The 16,614-nt window shown below is 33.3% G+C and carries 14 protein-coding genes and 1 pseudogene; all 15 read right to left on the bottom strand.

Annotated elements, in window-relative coordinates:
- Positions 1–48: 48 nt before the first annotated feature.
- The 15 genes and pseudogenes from ptsP to ACYQ39_RS07505 all read right to left on the bottom strand — a co-directional run bounded on the left by ptsP (position 49) and on the right by ACYQ39_RS07505 (position 16,438).
- A complete protein-coding gene (gene ptsP / locus ACYQ39_RS07435) occupies positions 49–1,758 on the bottom strand; it encodes a phosphoenolpyruvate--protein phosphotransferase (RefSeq protein WP_459841740.1) in 1,710 nt (569 codons plus the stop codon).
- Between the two features lie 17 nt (positions 1,759–1,775).
- On the bottom strand, positions 1,776–2,039 hold the full coding sequence (locus ACYQ39_RS07440) for an HPr family phosphocarrier protein (protein ID WP_459841741.1): 264 nt from the start codon (positions 2,037–2,039) through the stop codon (positions 1,776–1,778).
- Positions 2,040–2,329: 290 nt separating this feature from the next.
- Entirely contained in the window at positions 2,330–4,357 is a 2,028-nt protein-coding gene (locus ACYQ39_RS07445; RefSeq protein WP_459841743.1) for a sigma 54-interacting transcriptional regulator, read from the bottom strand.
- A gap of 86 nt (positions 4,358–4,443) precedes the next feature.
- On the bottom strand, positions 4,444–5,169 hold the full coding sequence (locus tag ACYQ39_RS07450; protein WP_459841745.1) for an NAD+ synthase: 726 nt from the start codon (positions 5,167–5,169) through the stop codon (positions 4,444–4,446).
- Between the two features lie 193 nt (positions 5,170–5,362).
- Positions 5,363–5,818 carry a hypothetical protein gene (locus ACYQ39_RS07455; RefSeq protein ID WP_459841747.1) on the bottom strand — a complete coding sequence of 152 codons (456 nt, stop codon included), beginning with the start codon at positions 5,816–5,818 and terminating at the stop codon, positions 5,363–5,365.
- Positions 5,819–6,355: 537 nt separating this feature from the next.
- Entirely contained in the window at positions 6,356–7,429 is a 1,074-nt protein-coding gene (locus ACYQ39_RS07460; RefSeq protein WP_459841749.1) for a PTS fructose transporter subunit EIIC, read from the bottom strand.
- A gap of 89 nt (positions 7,430–7,518) precedes the next feature.
- Complete coding sequence (locus ACYQ39_RS07465; protein WP_459841751.1) at positions 7,519–8,568, bottom strand: type I phosphomannose isomerase catalytic subunit; 1,050 nt, start codon at positions 8,566–8,568, stop codon at positions 7,519–7,521.
- 46 nt (positions 8,569–8,614) lie between these two features.
- Positions 8,615–9,664, bottom strand: a pseudogene (locus tag ACYQ39_RS07470) (PTS fructose transporter subunit EIIC); the annotation flags it as partial.
- Between the two features lie 150 nt (positions 9,665–9,814).
- Positions 9,815–10,126, bottom strand: coding sequence for a PTS fructose-like transporter subunit IIB (locus tag ACYQ39_RS07475; RefSeq protein WP_459841753.1), 312 nt, complete (start codon positions 10,124–10,126; stop codon positions 9,815–9,817).
- Between the two features lie 20 nt (positions 10,127–10,146).
- Positions 10,147–10,599 (bottom strand): PTS sugar transporter subunit IIA, encoded by a 453-nt coding sequence (locus tag ACYQ39_RS07480; protein WP_459841755.1) that lies wholly within the window; start codon positions 10,597–10,599, stop codon positions 10,147–10,149.
- Positions 10,600–10,604: 5 nt separating this feature from the next.
- On the bottom strand, positions 10,605–12,614 hold the full coding sequence (locus ACYQ39_RS07485) for a BglG family transcription antiterminator (RefSeq protein WP_459841757.1): 2,010 nt from the start codon (positions 12,612–12,614) through the stop codon (positions 10,605–10,607).
- A 209-nt stretch (positions 12,615–12,823) separates the two neighbouring features.
- Entirely contained in the window at positions 12,824–14,239 is a 1,416-nt protein-coding gene (locus tag ACYQ39_RS07490) for a PTS fructose transporter subunit IIC (protein ID WP_459841759.1), read from the bottom strand.
- Between the two features lie 25 nt (positions 14,240–14,264).
- Entirely contained in the window at positions 14,265–14,717 is a 453-nt protein-coding gene (locus ACYQ39_RS07495) for a PTS sugar transporter subunit IIA (protein WP_459841761.1), read from the bottom strand.
- 24 nt (positions 14,718–14,741) lie between these two features.
- Entirely contained in the window at positions 14,742–15,671 is a 930-nt protein-coding gene (gene pfkB / locus ACYQ39_RS07500; RefSeq protein ID WP_459841763.1) for a 1-phosphofructokinase, read from the bottom strand.
- Complete coding sequence (locus ACYQ39_RS07505; protein WP_459841765.1) at positions 15,671–16,438, bottom strand: DeoR/GlpR family DNA-binding transcription regulator; 768 nt, start codon at positions 16,436–16,438, stop codon at positions 15,671–15,673. The genes pfkB and ACYQ39_RS07505 overlap by 1 nt, the downstream gene beginning before the upstream one ends.
- Positions 16,439–16,614 lie beyond the last annotated feature (176 nt).

Genomic DNA, 16,614 nt, shown 5'->3' on the forward strand with positions numbered 1-16,614 from the left:
AATAGATTATATTTAGGGGAATTGTTAATTAAATTAGCTAAATTTAACTTATAACTGTTGACTTAAAAACTCTTCGATCTCTTCGGCAGTAGAATAAGTTAGTGCCTCTTGAGCAATCTCTTCTGCCTCTTCTAAAGTTAAGTTACGAATAGTATCTTTAACTTCAGGAATTGTAACAGCACTCATACTAAATTCATCTAAACCTACTCCTAATAAATAAGGAGCTAATCGCTTATCTCCTGCCATCTCTCCGCACATTCCAGCCCAGTTACCTTCATTATGAGCAGCTTCAACTACTCGCTTAATCAATCTTAATAAAGCTGGATGGAATGGTTGATATAAATGAGAAATATTTTCGTTCATTCTATCAGTAGCAGTCGTATACTGAATCAAGTCATTAGTACCAATACTAAAGAAGTCAGTCTCTTTAGCTAGAATATCTGCTGCCATAGCAGCTGCTGGTACCTCAATCATCATACCTACTTCTAGATCTTCATCAAACTCAACACCGTCTTCTTTTAGCTCAGCTTTAACTTCTTCTAAAATCTCATTAGCCGCACGTAATTGTTCAACTGCAGAGATCATTGGATACATAATCTTAACTTGACCATAAGCACTGGCTCGTAAGATGGCTCTTAGCTGAGTCTTGAAGATATCTGTCTGATCTAAACAGATTCTAATAGCTCGATAACCTAAGAATGGATTCATTTCATCAGGTAAGTCTAAATAAGATAACTCCTTATCTCCACCAATATCTAAAGTTCTGATTACAATTGGCCCATCCATCTCTTGAGCTACTTCTTTATAAGCTGCAAACTGTTCTTCTTCAGTTGGTAAAGAATCTCGATCCATATATAAGAACTCACTACGATATAGACCGATTCCTTCAGCACCTTTATCAAGAGCACCTGCTACATCATTTGGAGTACCAATATTAGCTACTAACTCTACCTGATGACCATCTTCAGTTTTAGCCGGCTTTTCTTTTAATTGAGCTAATCGCTTTTTACGCTCTTCATGTTCCTTAGCCATCTCTTGATATTTAGTTAACTCATCTTCAGTTGGCTCTACAATTACTGTACCATTAATTCCATCAACAATAATCTCCATACCATTTTCAACTTCATCTAAGATATCACTAGCTCCCACTACAGCTGGCAGTTCTAAAGATCGAGCCATAATTGCAGTGTGAGAAGTTCTACCACCTATCTTAGTAGCAAAACCAAGTACCTTATCCTTATCAACTTGAGCTGTATCAAATGGAGTTAAGTCTTCAGCAACTAAAATAACTTCTCTATCCAACTGGGCTAAAGATACACTCTCAACACCTAGTAAGTTTCTTAAAATTCGAGTTCCTACATCTCGAATATCACTAGCTCTCTCTCTCATGTACTCATCATCCATATTAGCAAACATAGTAGCAAATTGTTCTACTGTCTCTTCTAGAGCTGCTTCAGCATTAACTTCTTTTGTCTCAATCTTATTTTCTACAGCAGAAATTAATTCTGGATCTTCTACTACCATTAAATGAGCTTGAAAGATCTCTGCTTTATCTGCTCCCATATCTTCTTTTACTTTTTCTTTAATAGCCTGTAATTGTTCTTTAGATTCTTGAATAGCTTGAGCAAATCTTTCTTTTTCTGCTTCAATATCTTTAATATTTACTTCTTCATATGACAGATCTTCTTCTTCTAATAACATAACTTCACCAGTTACAATTCCTGGAGAAGCAGCTACTCCTGTTAATTCTTGGCTCATTTAATATTCCTCCTTATTTATTCTCCGAATCCATCTTCAATTAATTCTACAATTGCTGCTACAGCATCTTCAGCATCTGCTCCATCAGCTTTAATAGTAACCTGTGTACTTTGATTAACACCTAAGCTCATAATTCCCATAATACTTTTAGCATTTACTTCTTGCTCATCCTTTGCAATCTTTACATCAGCATCAAATTTTTCTGCCTCTTTAACAAGCATAGAAACTGGTCGAGCATGAATCCCTGTTTCATTATTTACTGTTACCTGTTGTTCTAACATTATATATTTCCCTCCATTATCTTAATTTATTTTTTATTGGTCTGCACCTAATTATTAATGCAATTAAGATGCCAAACCTATGAGAAAGATTAAAATAAAGTGATATAACTAAAAAAATGGATTAATTTAAAGTTTTAGTTAATTATATTCATTAAATCAACATTTATCAACTATTATACTCTATAACTACAAAATATAAACTGTATAACTCATTATTAGGTAATAATTAATTTTTCTTTTTTCTATTAGTTGATAATTTTTATCAAGCCACTTGTTCTTTTTTACCAGGTCTAATCTACTAGTCCATATTTACGGGCTTTATTAGCTACTGTCTTATGAGTAATACCTAGTACCTTCCCAGAAGCATTAAAGCTACCATACTTTTCTAGGGCCAACTTAATAATCTCTTTTTCATATTCTTCTAATGAAGCCAATTCTCCGTCTTCTGTTAAATTAACTAATGATTGGTTATGATTGTAACTTTCCTTAATATAATTAGGTAAATTATTTATAGTCAACTTCTTAGTATCTGTAAAGTTTATAGCACGTTCAATAATATTCTGTAATTCACGTATATTACCTGGCCAAGAATAATCAGCTAATACCTCTAAAGCCTCTTGAGAGATACTATCAACTGGCTTGTCCAACTTAGCTGATATTTTTTCTAAAAAGTGATCGACTAACAAAGGAATATCTTCTTTCCTGGCCTGTAAAGAAGGTAAAATAATAGGAATTACATTTAATCTATAATATAAGTCTTCCCTAAAGGTTCTTTCCTTGATCATCTCTTCTAAATCACGATTAGTAGCAGTAATGACTCTAATATCAACATCTATTCTCTCAGTCCCGCCTACCCGCTCAAAAACCCTTTCTTGTAATATCCTTAATAGTTTAACCTGTAATTCAACTGATAATTCACCAATTTCATCTAAAAAGATTGTTCCACCGTCTGCTAACTCAAACTTACCAATCTTACGTTGATGAGCACCTGTAAAAGCACCTTTTTCATGGCCAAATAATTCACTTTCAATTAAATTAGGAGGAATAGCAGCACAATTAACTCGAATAAAAGGTCCATCTTTACGTTTGCTAGCATAATGAATTGCCTCAGCTACTAACTCTTTTCCAGTTCCACTTTCCCCTCTAATTAGAACTGTAGAGTTGGTCTCAGCTGCTTTAGAAGCTTTAACTAAAGTTTCCCTTAGTTCATCACTCTTACCAATAATTCGCTGAAAAGGTTGATCTAACTGTTTTTCTCGTTTTAACTCTTGTTCTAAATATTCTGCCTTAGCTGATAGCTCTTTAAGGCGTTGGGCCAACATCTCTACTTCAGTCTTCTTTTTAGAGACAATAACAGCACCTTCTATCTTGCCTTCAACCTGAATCGGATAAATATTAGAGATAATAACTAACTGCTCATTCTTTTTAGTAACTACTCCTGTCTTACTCTCTCCTGTCTCTAATACCTGCCGGTAACTTTGATTATCACTAATTTTCTCTATCTGTTCACCTATTACTTTTTGAGAGTTAATATTTAACATTTTAGCATAAGTAGAGTTAATATAATCAATCTTTTCTTCTCTATCAACAACACAGATTCCATCTTGTACAGACTCTAAAATCAGATTTAATCTTTCTTTTAAAGCCTTAACTTCCTTTAACTCACCAGATAGTTTCTCTAAAGTAGATATATCTTGAAAGACTGCTATAGCTCCTACTACTTGATTATCAGAAATAATTGGAGTTCTATTAGTAATAATTGTAGCTTGATTAATCTGCTGACGTTGTCCTACTTCTTGTTCACCAGTCTCTAATACTCTCTTTAAACCTGAATTAACGATTACTGAAGTTACTTCTTCTCCAATTACCTGATTAGCCAATAAGCCTGTAATCCTTTCAGCAACTGGATTAAAACTAGTAATTAATCCTTGTTGATCAACAATAATGACTCCATTAGCAATATTATTAAAGACCTTATCCATAGCAGTTGTAGTCTGCTGCAATAATTCATCAACCTCATCTTTAGTCTGACTATCTTCTAAATTAAACTCTCCCTCTAAAAAATCAACAAATTCACGAATTGACTGGTTGGCATTCTCTCCTTTACTAACAGCAATAATATCATCTTGATAAGCAATATTGGAAGAAGTTACAGAAATAAGACTAGTTGCTGGTAATAAATTATCTTCACTAGGGCCAACAAATAGCTTATCCCCATACTCTCTCTTTAATCTATTGGTTTCTTGAACAATCATTGCTGCTACCCGAGCATGTAACCCCTTTCTATGACTAAAGGTTAGACATTCTTGTTCTATCACTACTGAAATCCTCCTTAGAATTTAATTGATAATAATATATTATAGTAATTAAAAGAGGACACTCCTAATGAGTGCCCAAGAAAAATTTAAAGTTCTGGAATCGGTGGCAATTGTAGCTTATGTCCATTCCGAGCAGCTAAACTATCTACTATTTCTTTTACCTCTGATCTAGCTTCTCCAGTTAAAATATAGTTATCTACTTCTTCATATGTAATACCTAACTCATCTTCATCAGTCTGTCCTTCCCATAAACCTGCTGAAGGAGCCTTAGTAATAATTTTTTTAGGAATATCAAGCTCTTTAGCAACTTCTCTCACTTCTGATTTTACTAAATTACCTAATGGAGCAAGATCAATTCCACCATCACCATACTTAGTAAAGTATCCTAATTTCAGTTCACTACGATTATCAGTTCCCACTACTAGACTATTACGCTGACTAGCATAATAATAAAGAGTAGTCATTCGTAATCTAGGTTTCATATTAGCTACAGCTAAATTCTCACTATCCTCTATTCCAATAGTCTCTTGTAATTGATCAAAAGTATCACTTAAATCAATTACCTGATAAGGAATATCAAACTTCTCTGCTACCTTTTTAGCATCTTCAGCATCTTGTGGATTACTATAACAAGGCATAATTAATCCTAATACGTTATCAGGAAAAGCCTTTTTACATAACACACTAGTTACTGCAGAATCAATTCCACCACTTAATCCTACAACTGCACCTTCACATCCTGCATCTGTAACTTGTTCTTCAATCCATGCTGCTAATTTCTTACTCACTTCTGTATAGTCCCTATCCAACATATTATCCCCCAGCTCCTCTCCGAATCTCTTGTCTCATTTATTACTTTATTATAACACAACTGGATAGGATAGTTAAAGCAATTGACGATTTATAATTTATAATTTATAATCGAGAGCTTAAAATTACCCTTATAAAATATTTGTCTATAGGATACTTTGGTCTTAGCTTTAACTTTCAATTATACACTATCAACTAAATAAAGGGACTTTTGGCCCAATCAAGTAATGGATAGGTAGGAAGAGTTGCATTAGAATCGAGCTCATAGGGGAAATCAAAAGAATTATGCAACTTAATTTCTATAGGTTTCTCATCAGCAAAGATAAAATCAATCCTATCTGATTTTTTAAATACTTCGTAATTCGACTTATCAACCTCTAAAGCTATCTCACGTTCCTCTGCCTCAGCAGGAAAATGAAGTTTATATTCTACCATAATGATCATAAATTTATCTTCTAGATTAACAGCTTCTAAAAAGGCAATGGGTTTAGCTATTCCATCAGGATATTCTAAACTATTAGGTTGGGGTAATATACAGTCTAATAAAACACCATGTTCTTTAGGAGTTAAATTATTTAGTATCTCAGCTGCTCTTTGATAATCTATCTGTTTACTATCATCTTTGGTCTGGTCAATATATGATTTGCTCATATTTATTCCCCCTTTTCTAAATAGAATACTACAATTCATACAATAATATTAGAATTAGGCAAGTAATTTCGCAATATGGCTAACCATATTATATAATATACCATTATCGAGATATTTCTGCAGTTTACAGTTTACAATTTACAGTGTACAGTTAAGGTCAAAACTAATAAAAATCTAAGATGTATCTTTACTAAAAATAATTTTATTATATTTAAATGGTTTTGATTTTAAATAAGAAAAACAATGCGATTTCTTATTAAAAATAGTAGTTAATATATAAATTAAGAGTATTGAATATTATCTAGTGCTTTTTTTATAGTAGGAAGCATAACTTGTTTTTCAAAGGGATCTTTTGGTAGCTTTTATAGCCCTAGATAAAAGCTACTCGGAAAAAGGCTGACAAGCCTTTCCGAAATAGCTTTTGAATTTAATTTTTTAAGCTACTTTTTAATAAAAAGTAACGCATTATCTCGATATTACTTCAATAAAAATAAAAAAGCCACCTAAAAAATAGGTGACTGAAAAATGATTTAATTTCTAACTCATATCAAATTCTAAATCTAGATCTTCCTCTTCTGAATCTTCTTCAACTACTACTTCTTCCACCTCTGATTTTAAAGCATTCACCATTAGAGCAGTAATTGCTACTCCAACAGCAATTGCCACAATAAACATTAATCTATTATCTATTACTGGTAATACGATTAAACCACCATGAGGGGCATGATCTCCTACTCCGCTTAACATAGCTATTACTGAGCCTACAGCAGAACCTGTGACAATGGAAGGAATAACTTTAATTGGATCAGCTGCCGCAAAAGGAATTGCTCCTTCAGTAATTCCTATCAATCCCATAAAGAAGGCTCCTTTACCTGCTTGTCTTTCTTGCTCAGTATATTTATTAGGAGCTAATGTAGTTGCTAAAGCCATACCTAATGGGGGAATAGCAATTGCTGCTGCAATAGGACCCATTACTGTATAGACACCTTGTTCAATTAATCCTGTCCCAAATAAGAAGGCTGTTTTATTTATTGGCCCGCCCATATCAAAAGCAATCATAGCTCCTAATATAATTCCAAATATCACTTGGCTTCCGTCACTCATAGCTTGTAACCAACCTTTAAGTCCAGCCATAAAGTTACTAATAGGAAGACCAATTACATACTGCATCAAACTCCCAACAATGATTGTAGATAATAGCGGAATCACAAAAATGGGCATTACAGGTTTTAAAACTTCTGGCACAGACCAATTTTTAATCCAGTTAGCAACATAACCAGCAATAATACCAGCAGCAATCCCACCTAAAAACCCTGCTCCAATCTGTCCTGCTAAATAACCTCCAATCATACCTGGTACTAATCCAGGACGATCAGCAATTGAATAAGCAATATAACCTGCTAAAACTGGAACCATCATTGTAAATCCTGCTGAACCTAAATTCAATAGATTCTTTAATGCTGGATTTGTTACATTGGCCCCTTTACCTGCTTCAACTCCACTTAACATAATCGAAAAGGCAATCAATACTCCACCAGCAACTACAAAAGGAATCATATGACTAACACCTGTCATTAAGTGTCCTCTAATCTCTTTTAACTTTTCCTTCATAAAACATCCCCCCTAAGTTTATAAGTTTTAATTATATGACCTACAATCTGCTTTACATATTTAATAGTTTCATATAATAAATTTAATTTCTACTTTATCCCTTTAATTTGATTAATTTCTGATTCAGAATATCCTTTAGATCTTAACTCAGTCTTTAATTCATTTAAATCCTTAATATAGGATTTAATTAATTTACAATCTCCTTTAATTGTATACTCTCCTAAAGAAGCTGGTAACAATACAGTTTCTCCTGATCCTAAACTAATTTCTCCCTCTGAATATATTAATTTAGCTCTTCCTTCTAATCCCATTAGTACATAAAATCTGCTACCATCTGTCCTAGCAATATACTGCTTATCAATATCTAGAGTCTCTGTAATAAAATAAGAACAAGCAACTAAAATTTCCCTTCTTATACCTTGGCTCTCAATTTCCAAACCTGTTACCTTAGTTTGTAGTTTAGAACCAAAGTCAATTACATCTAAAGCAGAATCTATATGCAAGTCTCTTGATTTACCATCTTGATCAGTTCGATTCCAATCATAAACTCGATAAGTAGTATCTGAATTCTGTTGTATTTCCGCCAATAAAACCCCTTCTTTAATAGTATGAACTAATCCCACAGGAATATAAAATACATCGCCAGTTTCTACATTAATCTCATATAACTTATCTTCTAATTCTCCTCTTTCAATTGCAGTAGCGAATTCATCTTTAGTTACTTCAGGATGCAGTCCATAAACCAACTTAGCATCTTCTTGAGCATCAATTACATACCACATTTCTGTTTTGCCTAGCTCACCATTTTCATGTTCAAAAGCATAACTATCATCAGGATGCACCTGCACTGATAACTTATCATTAACATCTAGTAATTTAATTAACAAAGGAAACTTTTCAAAATATTCAGATTTCGCTTCTGTTCCTAAAACTTTCTCTCCTTCTTCCTTAATTACTTCCATTAATTCTTTACCCGCAAATTTTCCATTTGCAACTTTACTACTCCCATTCTTATGGGCAGCAATTTCCCAGCTTTCACCTATAGTATTACTAGATACATCACGATCAAATTTCTCGATCAAACTTGTCCCGCCCCATATCTTTTCTTTGTAAATAGATTTGAATTTTAATGGATACATATTTAATTCCTCCATCATATTATTTAATTTCAATTAACTAATATCAAACTTCAAACTCTAAGTCTAATTCTTCTGATTCCTCTGATCCATTTACTTCTTCTGTTGAATCTAATTTTTTAAGAAAATTAACCATAAGAGCTGTAGCAAAAGCACCTAATAAAGTAGCAATTATATACTTTATTCTTCCTTCAACTACTGGAAGAACTATCCAACCGCCCCACGGAGCATGATTGATAACTCCCATAAGAAAAGCCGATACATTTCCAATTATTCCTCCTACTACAATAGAAGGAATAACTCTAATTGGGTCAGCTGCAGCAAATGGGATCGCTCCTTCTGTTATTCCAATTGACCCCATAATAATAGCTGCTTTACCTGATTCTTTTTCTGCATTCGTATAATTGTTTGGAGAAATAAAGGTAGCAACTCCCATTCCAATTGGAGGTGTACAAATAGCAACCCCGACTCCTCCCATTAAATATGGATGTTCTTTTACAAGGGTTTGAGCAAATAAAGTAGCAACCTTATTTATAGGCCCCCCCATATCAAAAGCAGTCATACCACCTAAGATTGTTCCCAAAGTAGCCTTTGAAGTTCCCTGCATAGAACTAAGCCAAGATTCTAAAGCCTTCATCATACCTGCTATTGGTTGGCCAATAACCCAAATAACAATTCCACTAACAATAAATGTACCAAATAATGGATAAATGAAGATTGTCTTGACCGATTGAAAATCCTTAGGCACTTTTATTTTCTTCAATAAGTTAACAACATATCCAGCAATAAATCCTACAATCATTGCACCTAAGAAACCCATCTTATATTGATTAGCTAGGTGTGCTCCTATCATACCTGGAGCTAGACCTGGTCTGTCTGCAATAGAATAAGCAATATATCCACCTAAAACTGGAATAAATAACGAAAATCCAGCTATACCCATATCTGCTATATCTTTTAATACTCCTGATTCTGGCACTGCTCCTTCACCTAATAACATAACAGAAAGAGATAATAATACTCCTCCGGCAACAATAAATGGGATCATATGACTTGTTCCTGTTAAAAGGTGCTTTTTCATATCCGATAATACCTTCTTCATAATTAGTCCCCCTTATATTAGTTAAGTTATATAAAAATTGAAACCCTCTCCTCTCATGGAGTATAATAGTTTTGTTCATTCACTATAACCTCTAGAAAGGAGAGAGTCCTATGAATCACAATAAAACACATTATTTTATTTGAAATTCTATTCCTCGAAATTTTGAATTATCTTGTCTATAATCTGATCTGAATGTTTAATTGCCTTCTGTACTTCGAGTTTCAATTTAGGTTTTCCTTCAAATCTTTCTGGCTTAGAAATGTTAATATCTGAAGCTATAATAACTGCTACTGCTTCTTCTACATCCTGTTCAGTAATCTCATTCTCAATTCCTACAGAACCTTGTGTTTCTACCTTAATATTAACTCCTTTTTCCTCAGCACTTTTCTCTAATGATTCAGCTGCTAAATAGGTATGAGCTACCCCTGTAGGACAAGCTGTAACTGCTAGAATTTTCATCATTATCACTCCTCTTATAATTATTTAAACATCTTAGTTAAGATTTGATTGACTTCTTTTTTTGTATCAGCTGTCATTAAGTTCTTCTTAAATTCATCATTTAATAGATTCCTAGATAAAGTAGCTAGAATCTTTAAGTGACCATCTGATTTACTTTCTTCTGGAATAGCCAGTAGAAAGACTAATTTTACAGACTGATCATCAATCGCCTCCCAGCTAACTCCTTCCTTTAACCTAGCAAAAGCAATTGTAGGTTCCTTAACACTATTTGACTTGCCATGAGGGATTGCAATTTCATTTCCAATTCCAGTACTAGCCTTTTCTTCTCTCTCTAATAAAGTTTTATAATAATCATCTAAGGATTCAAGATTACCAGTCTCATTAATTAGCTCAGCTAAAGATTTAATTATCTCTTCTTTAGTTTGTCCTTTTAAACCAAACTCAATTAAATTTTCATTGATTAATTCACCCATTTTAATCACCCTTCTGTTGATATAATTTCTTTTATTTTCTTCTTGCTTTGAGTTTCTTTTAATTTTTTCAAAATTTCTTGATTATCAATAATTCTGTGAAAATGATTAAAGAAGACTTTAGATTCTTGATTTTTGAGAGCCAACATAAAGACAACCTCAACTTTCTCAGTTCCCCAATCAATTGACTGCTCTAAAGTAGCAATAGCTATTTGAGAATCTAAAACATAATCTTCTTTACCATGTGGGATAGCCACTTTATTTCCTACCCCTGTTGAAGTCATCTCTTCTCTATCTAAAGCTGATTGAATAAATTCTGGTTTTACTTTTTCTTCTTTCAATAATTTATTACTTAAAAAATCAATAACTTCTTCTTTAGTAGATAAATCTAAATCAATAAATATTAGTTCATTTCTGAATAAAGTATTAATACCTTGTTCTTTTGAATCTAAGTTAAACTTTTGTTTCTGTTTATCTTGTAAAATATAATTAACCTTATCTTTAATTAAATTAATATCATTCTTAGTCACTAGAGGACTTACTTGTACTACTGGTTGAGATAAATCTGCTAATGGAATAGTACTGATGATAATATCTACCTGGGCCAAATCTCTATTCTTTAGCTCATGTGCTGCTACCATATCAATTATTTCTAATCCTGATAGACTCTTAGCTAATCTACTAGCTACCAATTGTGAAGTTCCAATTCCACTACCACAGACAATAATGGCCTTTAGCTCTTTACTAACTCTTTCTAAAGCAGCACCTAAGTGTAAAGCAATATAACCTATTTCTTCCTCATTAACTTTAATTCCTAAGTGGCGTTCAAATACTATACTTGTAGCCCAAGCAGCTCCAAATACACTAGGATAATCAGCTTTTATCCTGTCTAATAATGGATTTCTTAAATTCATTCCATACTTCAAACGATTAATAGCAGGTCTTAAGTGTAAAACCAACCCAACTAGCAATTGATCATCGCCTGTCAACTCTACATCTAATACTTCCTCTGTTATAGAGATAATTTCTTGTGCAATTCTTATTACTTTAGGGTCGGCATTATCTAAAACATCAGTTATATTCGTAGTCTGGATATTCTGTTGTAATTTGGCCCCTAAGATATGAAGAGAAATATAACCTATCTCTGCTATTGGAAGTTCTATATTCAATTTCTGTTCTAATTTTTCCGCTATAAACTCTGCTACTTTAAATTCTTCTTTTTCTTGTAAGTTACTTAACTGTCCTTTATCCATCTTAATATCTTTATCTTTAGTTAACCTCTCTACACTAATAGCTATATGGGTTATCAATCCTACAAGAGCCTCATCTGTAAATAAAAATTCTAATTCAGATTCTGCCTCTTTTAAGATTTTTTCAATCTGTCTAAAGTTAATATTATTAAATAACCCCTTTAACTGCTGATATGTCTGACTATCTATTCTACTATCTAACTCTATACTTGTTTCTTCTTCTAGAATTTCTTTTAACTCTTGATCATCTTTAAGTTCAGCTAATAAATCGGCTACTGCTTTACGCCAATTCTTCTCAGTACCTTTGACTTCAATACCATAATTTCTTCTTCGTTCTAATGATAAATTATATTGGGCTAACCAATCTGTAACTTTTTCTATATCTTTATATATAGTTGCTCTACTTACATATAGCTCTTCAGCTAATGACTGAATTGTATATTTGTAATCTGTTTGTAATAAACATTTCAAAATATATTTATGTCTCCTAACTGGAGATAAAGACTCTTGAAAGTCACTAACTTCAAATAATTTTCTCTCTAATGCTGCTTTCTGAATATCATCACCCTCTAACCAAACTCCAACTCTGGGTCTTTTTATTAATTCAACCTCTCTTTCTTCCAAACACTGTTCTAACTTATTTAAATCACTTCTAATTGTTCTAGTAGATACATCAAATTCTGTTGCTAATTCTTTAATAACTATTGATTCTTCTCTATTAAGCAATATCCTTAATATTTTTCCACTTCTTTTATTAGGTAACTTCATTATTCCTCCCACCTCATAACTTGATAGCAGTGTGGAAATCAACTAACCATCTCTATCATCTACACCTACATCATATCACATAACCCCTTGAAATCATAGGCTTTATAAGCAACAATAGTTTCCGGTTTAATCCGGAAATAGATTACAAATAAAAAACCACCTAGAATTAACTAGGTGGTTTATAGGTGTAGTTACTTTTAATTTTTTAATTAAGCTGTAGCAGTCTTTTCTTCAGATTCAGTTACATTATCTTTTAGAGTACTAACCAATATTGCTGTTACTACTGCACCAGCAATAATTGATGCACCATACATTAATACATTACTTACTGCACCAGGAATAGCTAGCACAAAGATACCACCATGCGGTGCTTGTAGAGTTGCCTTGAATAACATAGATAAAGCACCAGTTACAGCAGAACCAGCCATAATTGATGGAATAATCTTAATTGGATCAGCTGCTGCAAAAGGAATAGCTCCCTCGGTAATAAAGGAAATTCCTAATGCTGCTGCCGCTTTACCAGCCTCTTTTTGTTGCTCATCAAACTTATTAGGAGCAATGAAAGTAGCTAATGCAAGTCCTAATGGTGGAACCATTCCTGCTCCCATTACAGCAGCCATAATCATAGGGCCTGTACTTGCTTCAGAAGCTATTAAACCAGTAGCAAATGCATAAGCAGCTTTATTAACTGGGCCACCCATATCAAAGGCCATCATAGCTCCTAAAATAACTCCTAATAAAACTCGATTAGTACCTGTCATACCTTCTAACCAAGCTTTTAGACCATCCATAATAGACTTAACTGGTCCACCAATTACAAATATCATTAATAGGCCAACAGTCAAGGTTGATAATAATGGTAAGATTAAAACTGGTTTTAAGCCTTGAAAGGAGGCAGGCAATTTAATATTATCTTTAAGAAACTTAGTAACATAACCAGCTAAGAAACCAGCAATTATACCGCCTAAGAAACCAGCACCAGTCTTAGAAGCCAACATACCACCAATCATACCAGGAGCCAAACCAGGCTTATCAGCAATAGAGCTAGAAATGAAACCCGCCAGAATTGGAACCATTAAAGCAAAAGCTGAGCCTCCACCGATTGTCATTAGAGCTGAAGCCAATGTACCTTCTTGTTCGAAAGCTTTAATTCCAAAAGCAAAAGATAAAGCAATTGCTAGACCACCAGCTACTACAAATGGAATCATTCGTGAGACACCATTCATTAAGTGCTTATAAACGCCTGTTCTTTCAGAACTACGATCCGACTTATGTTCTTTCACATCAGATACAAGATCTTGTTCTGATGCATCAAAATTATCCGCTTTAGTTAAAGCTTCATCAATTAATCCTTCAGCATCATCAATTGCATCTCCTACTCCTACTGATACAACTGGTCTACCTTTAAATCTAGCAGTCTCTACATCTGTATCAGCAGCTACAATGATTGCTTCTGCTTCTTGAATGTCCTGACTTGTCAGTTCATTTTCTACCCCTTCAGCCCCTCTAGTCTCAACTTTAATGTCAAGGTCTTTCTTCTTGGCTGCCTCTTCTAAAGCTTCAGCTGCCATAAAAGTATGAGCTATACCAGTAGGACAAGAAGTTACAGCTAATATCTTTTTCATACTTTTCCCTCCTCAAATTTTTTAATTATTCATGCTCTTCTACTACTTCTAGTAATTCTTCTTTAGTTTCAGCTCCCAACAGTTCTTGTCTAAAATCTTCATGCATCAACTTACGAGATAAGTTAGATAATACTTTAAGATGATCAGCAGAACCACCTTTAGGTACTGCAATCATAAAGAAGATCTTTGCTGGCTTATCATCACGACTTTTAAAATCAACTCCTTCCCTAGATTTAGCAAAGACAAGAGAAGGTTCAGTTACTACATCATCTTGACCATGAGGAATAGCTACTCCATTACCAACACCAGTAGATCCCTTCTCTTCTCTTTCTAGAATAGTCTGGTAAAACTCTTTATTAGAAGTTACTTTACCTGCTTGATCTAATAGATCAACCATCTCTTGTAATACATCATCTTTAGTCTGAGATTCTAAATCTAATTTAATTAAATCTTGAGTTAATAAACTACTAATTTTCATCTTTATTCCTCCTCTTTAGTGCTATTATAATCTATTAATATTTACTTTATCTAATAAATTATTAATTTCTTCTTTCTTACATAATTGAGTTCCCGCTTGGGTCACACTATTAGCACTAGCTGCTGTAGCATATCTAATTGCCTCTTTGATTGACTCCCCTTGACTTAACTTAACTGCTAAAGCTCCTACTAAAGTATCTCCAGCACCTATAGTACTTGCCACTTCCACTTTAGGAGGCTTTACTTGAATAACACTCTGCTCACTGATTACTAGTGATCCATCTCCACCTAAAGAAATTACTACAACTTCAACACCTTGTTGTTGTAGTTTTTGACCAGCCTCTATTACTTCAGTTGTAGAATCTAAACTCTTTTCCATTAGTGTCTCCAACTCTTCTATATTAGGTTTAACTAAATATGGCTTAGCCTTAAGCCCTTCAAACAAAGGCTGACCTGATGTATCTAAAATCACTTTACTTTCTGTCTGCTTAATCATGTTAATTAATTCAGCATATATATCATCTGGAGTACCAGGAGGTAAACTACCAGTTAAAACTACAAAATCATCAGCTCCAACGATCTCTAATAGATTATCTTCTAACTTATTTAAGTCTTCTTGTTTAACTTGAGTACCTGGCTCATTAATTTCTGTTTCTTCATCAGTAGCAATATCAATCATCTTCATATTAGTTCTAGTTTCTCCATCTAACCAAGTAAACTGATGTTTAATATCTAACTCATCTAAGCAATTAGCAATAAATTGACCGCTACTGCCACCTAAAAAGCCTAGAGCAACTGTTTCTTCTTCTAACTCAGCTACTACTCTAGAAACATTAATCCCTTTACCACCAGGGTCTTGTCTTACCTTATCTATTCGATTCAATTTACCTAGTTTAAAATTGGCCAGATGTACTGTCTTATCTAAAGCAGGATTTAGAGTAACAGTTATAATCATTATTTCACCTCCCCTGCCAATTGAATATCAGTTACAGTTGCAAACTTATTTAATATTTCTCTATCTATCTCGGTATTGGTTATAATTTTACTTACGTTAGCAATATCTAACACTTTAACTAAAGTAACCTGTTCAAATTTACTTTTGTCAGCTAGGACAATTACTTCTTTTGCCTTACTAGCCATCTTACCTTTAACATTTGCTTCTACCAAGTCTGGAGTAGTTACACCAGTTTCTAAATCAATACCATTGGCCCCTAAGAATACTTTATCTGCATGTAGATGTTGGAGATAATTCTCAGTAGCCGGGCCAACTAAAGCCAAAGTATTCTTCTTTAAATTTCCTCCAGGTAGAATAACTTCATGAGAACTATCAGCCAATTCTAAAGCAATATTGACTCCATTAGTAACAATTGTTAAATCTTGATGTTCAGTCAAAGATTTAGCCATTTCAGTTGTAGTCGTTCCAGCATCCAAAATAATAGTATCTCCATCATCAACTAATTCTGCTGCTTTCTTACCAATCAATGATTTAGCTTGTGTATGCTCATGCTCCTTTTCCATAAAAGAAGGTTCAAGATTTGAATCTTCTTTAGCAACTGCTCCTCCATGAGTTCTTGCAATTAGCTCTCTATCTTCTAGTTTCTTTAAATCACGTCGAATTGTTGAACCTGAAACCTCAAATTTATCACATAATTCTTTTACTTTTACTGAGTTATCATGATTGATCAAATCTAATATCTTAGTTCTTCTCTCCTCAGCTAACATTTTTATCACCTCTGATTATTTACTTATAATCTTATACAAATTGTGAATGTTTTTTAACCCTTTGATTATAATTGATTAATAATTTTATTTTTAATGCTTATTCATTGTCTTATATTGATTGTTTATGATTATCTCTGTTCATTTATGATTATATTTGGTTTGTGTTAAAAAGTCAA

It is taken from the genome of Halanaerocella petrolearia, from assembly GCF_054657875.1.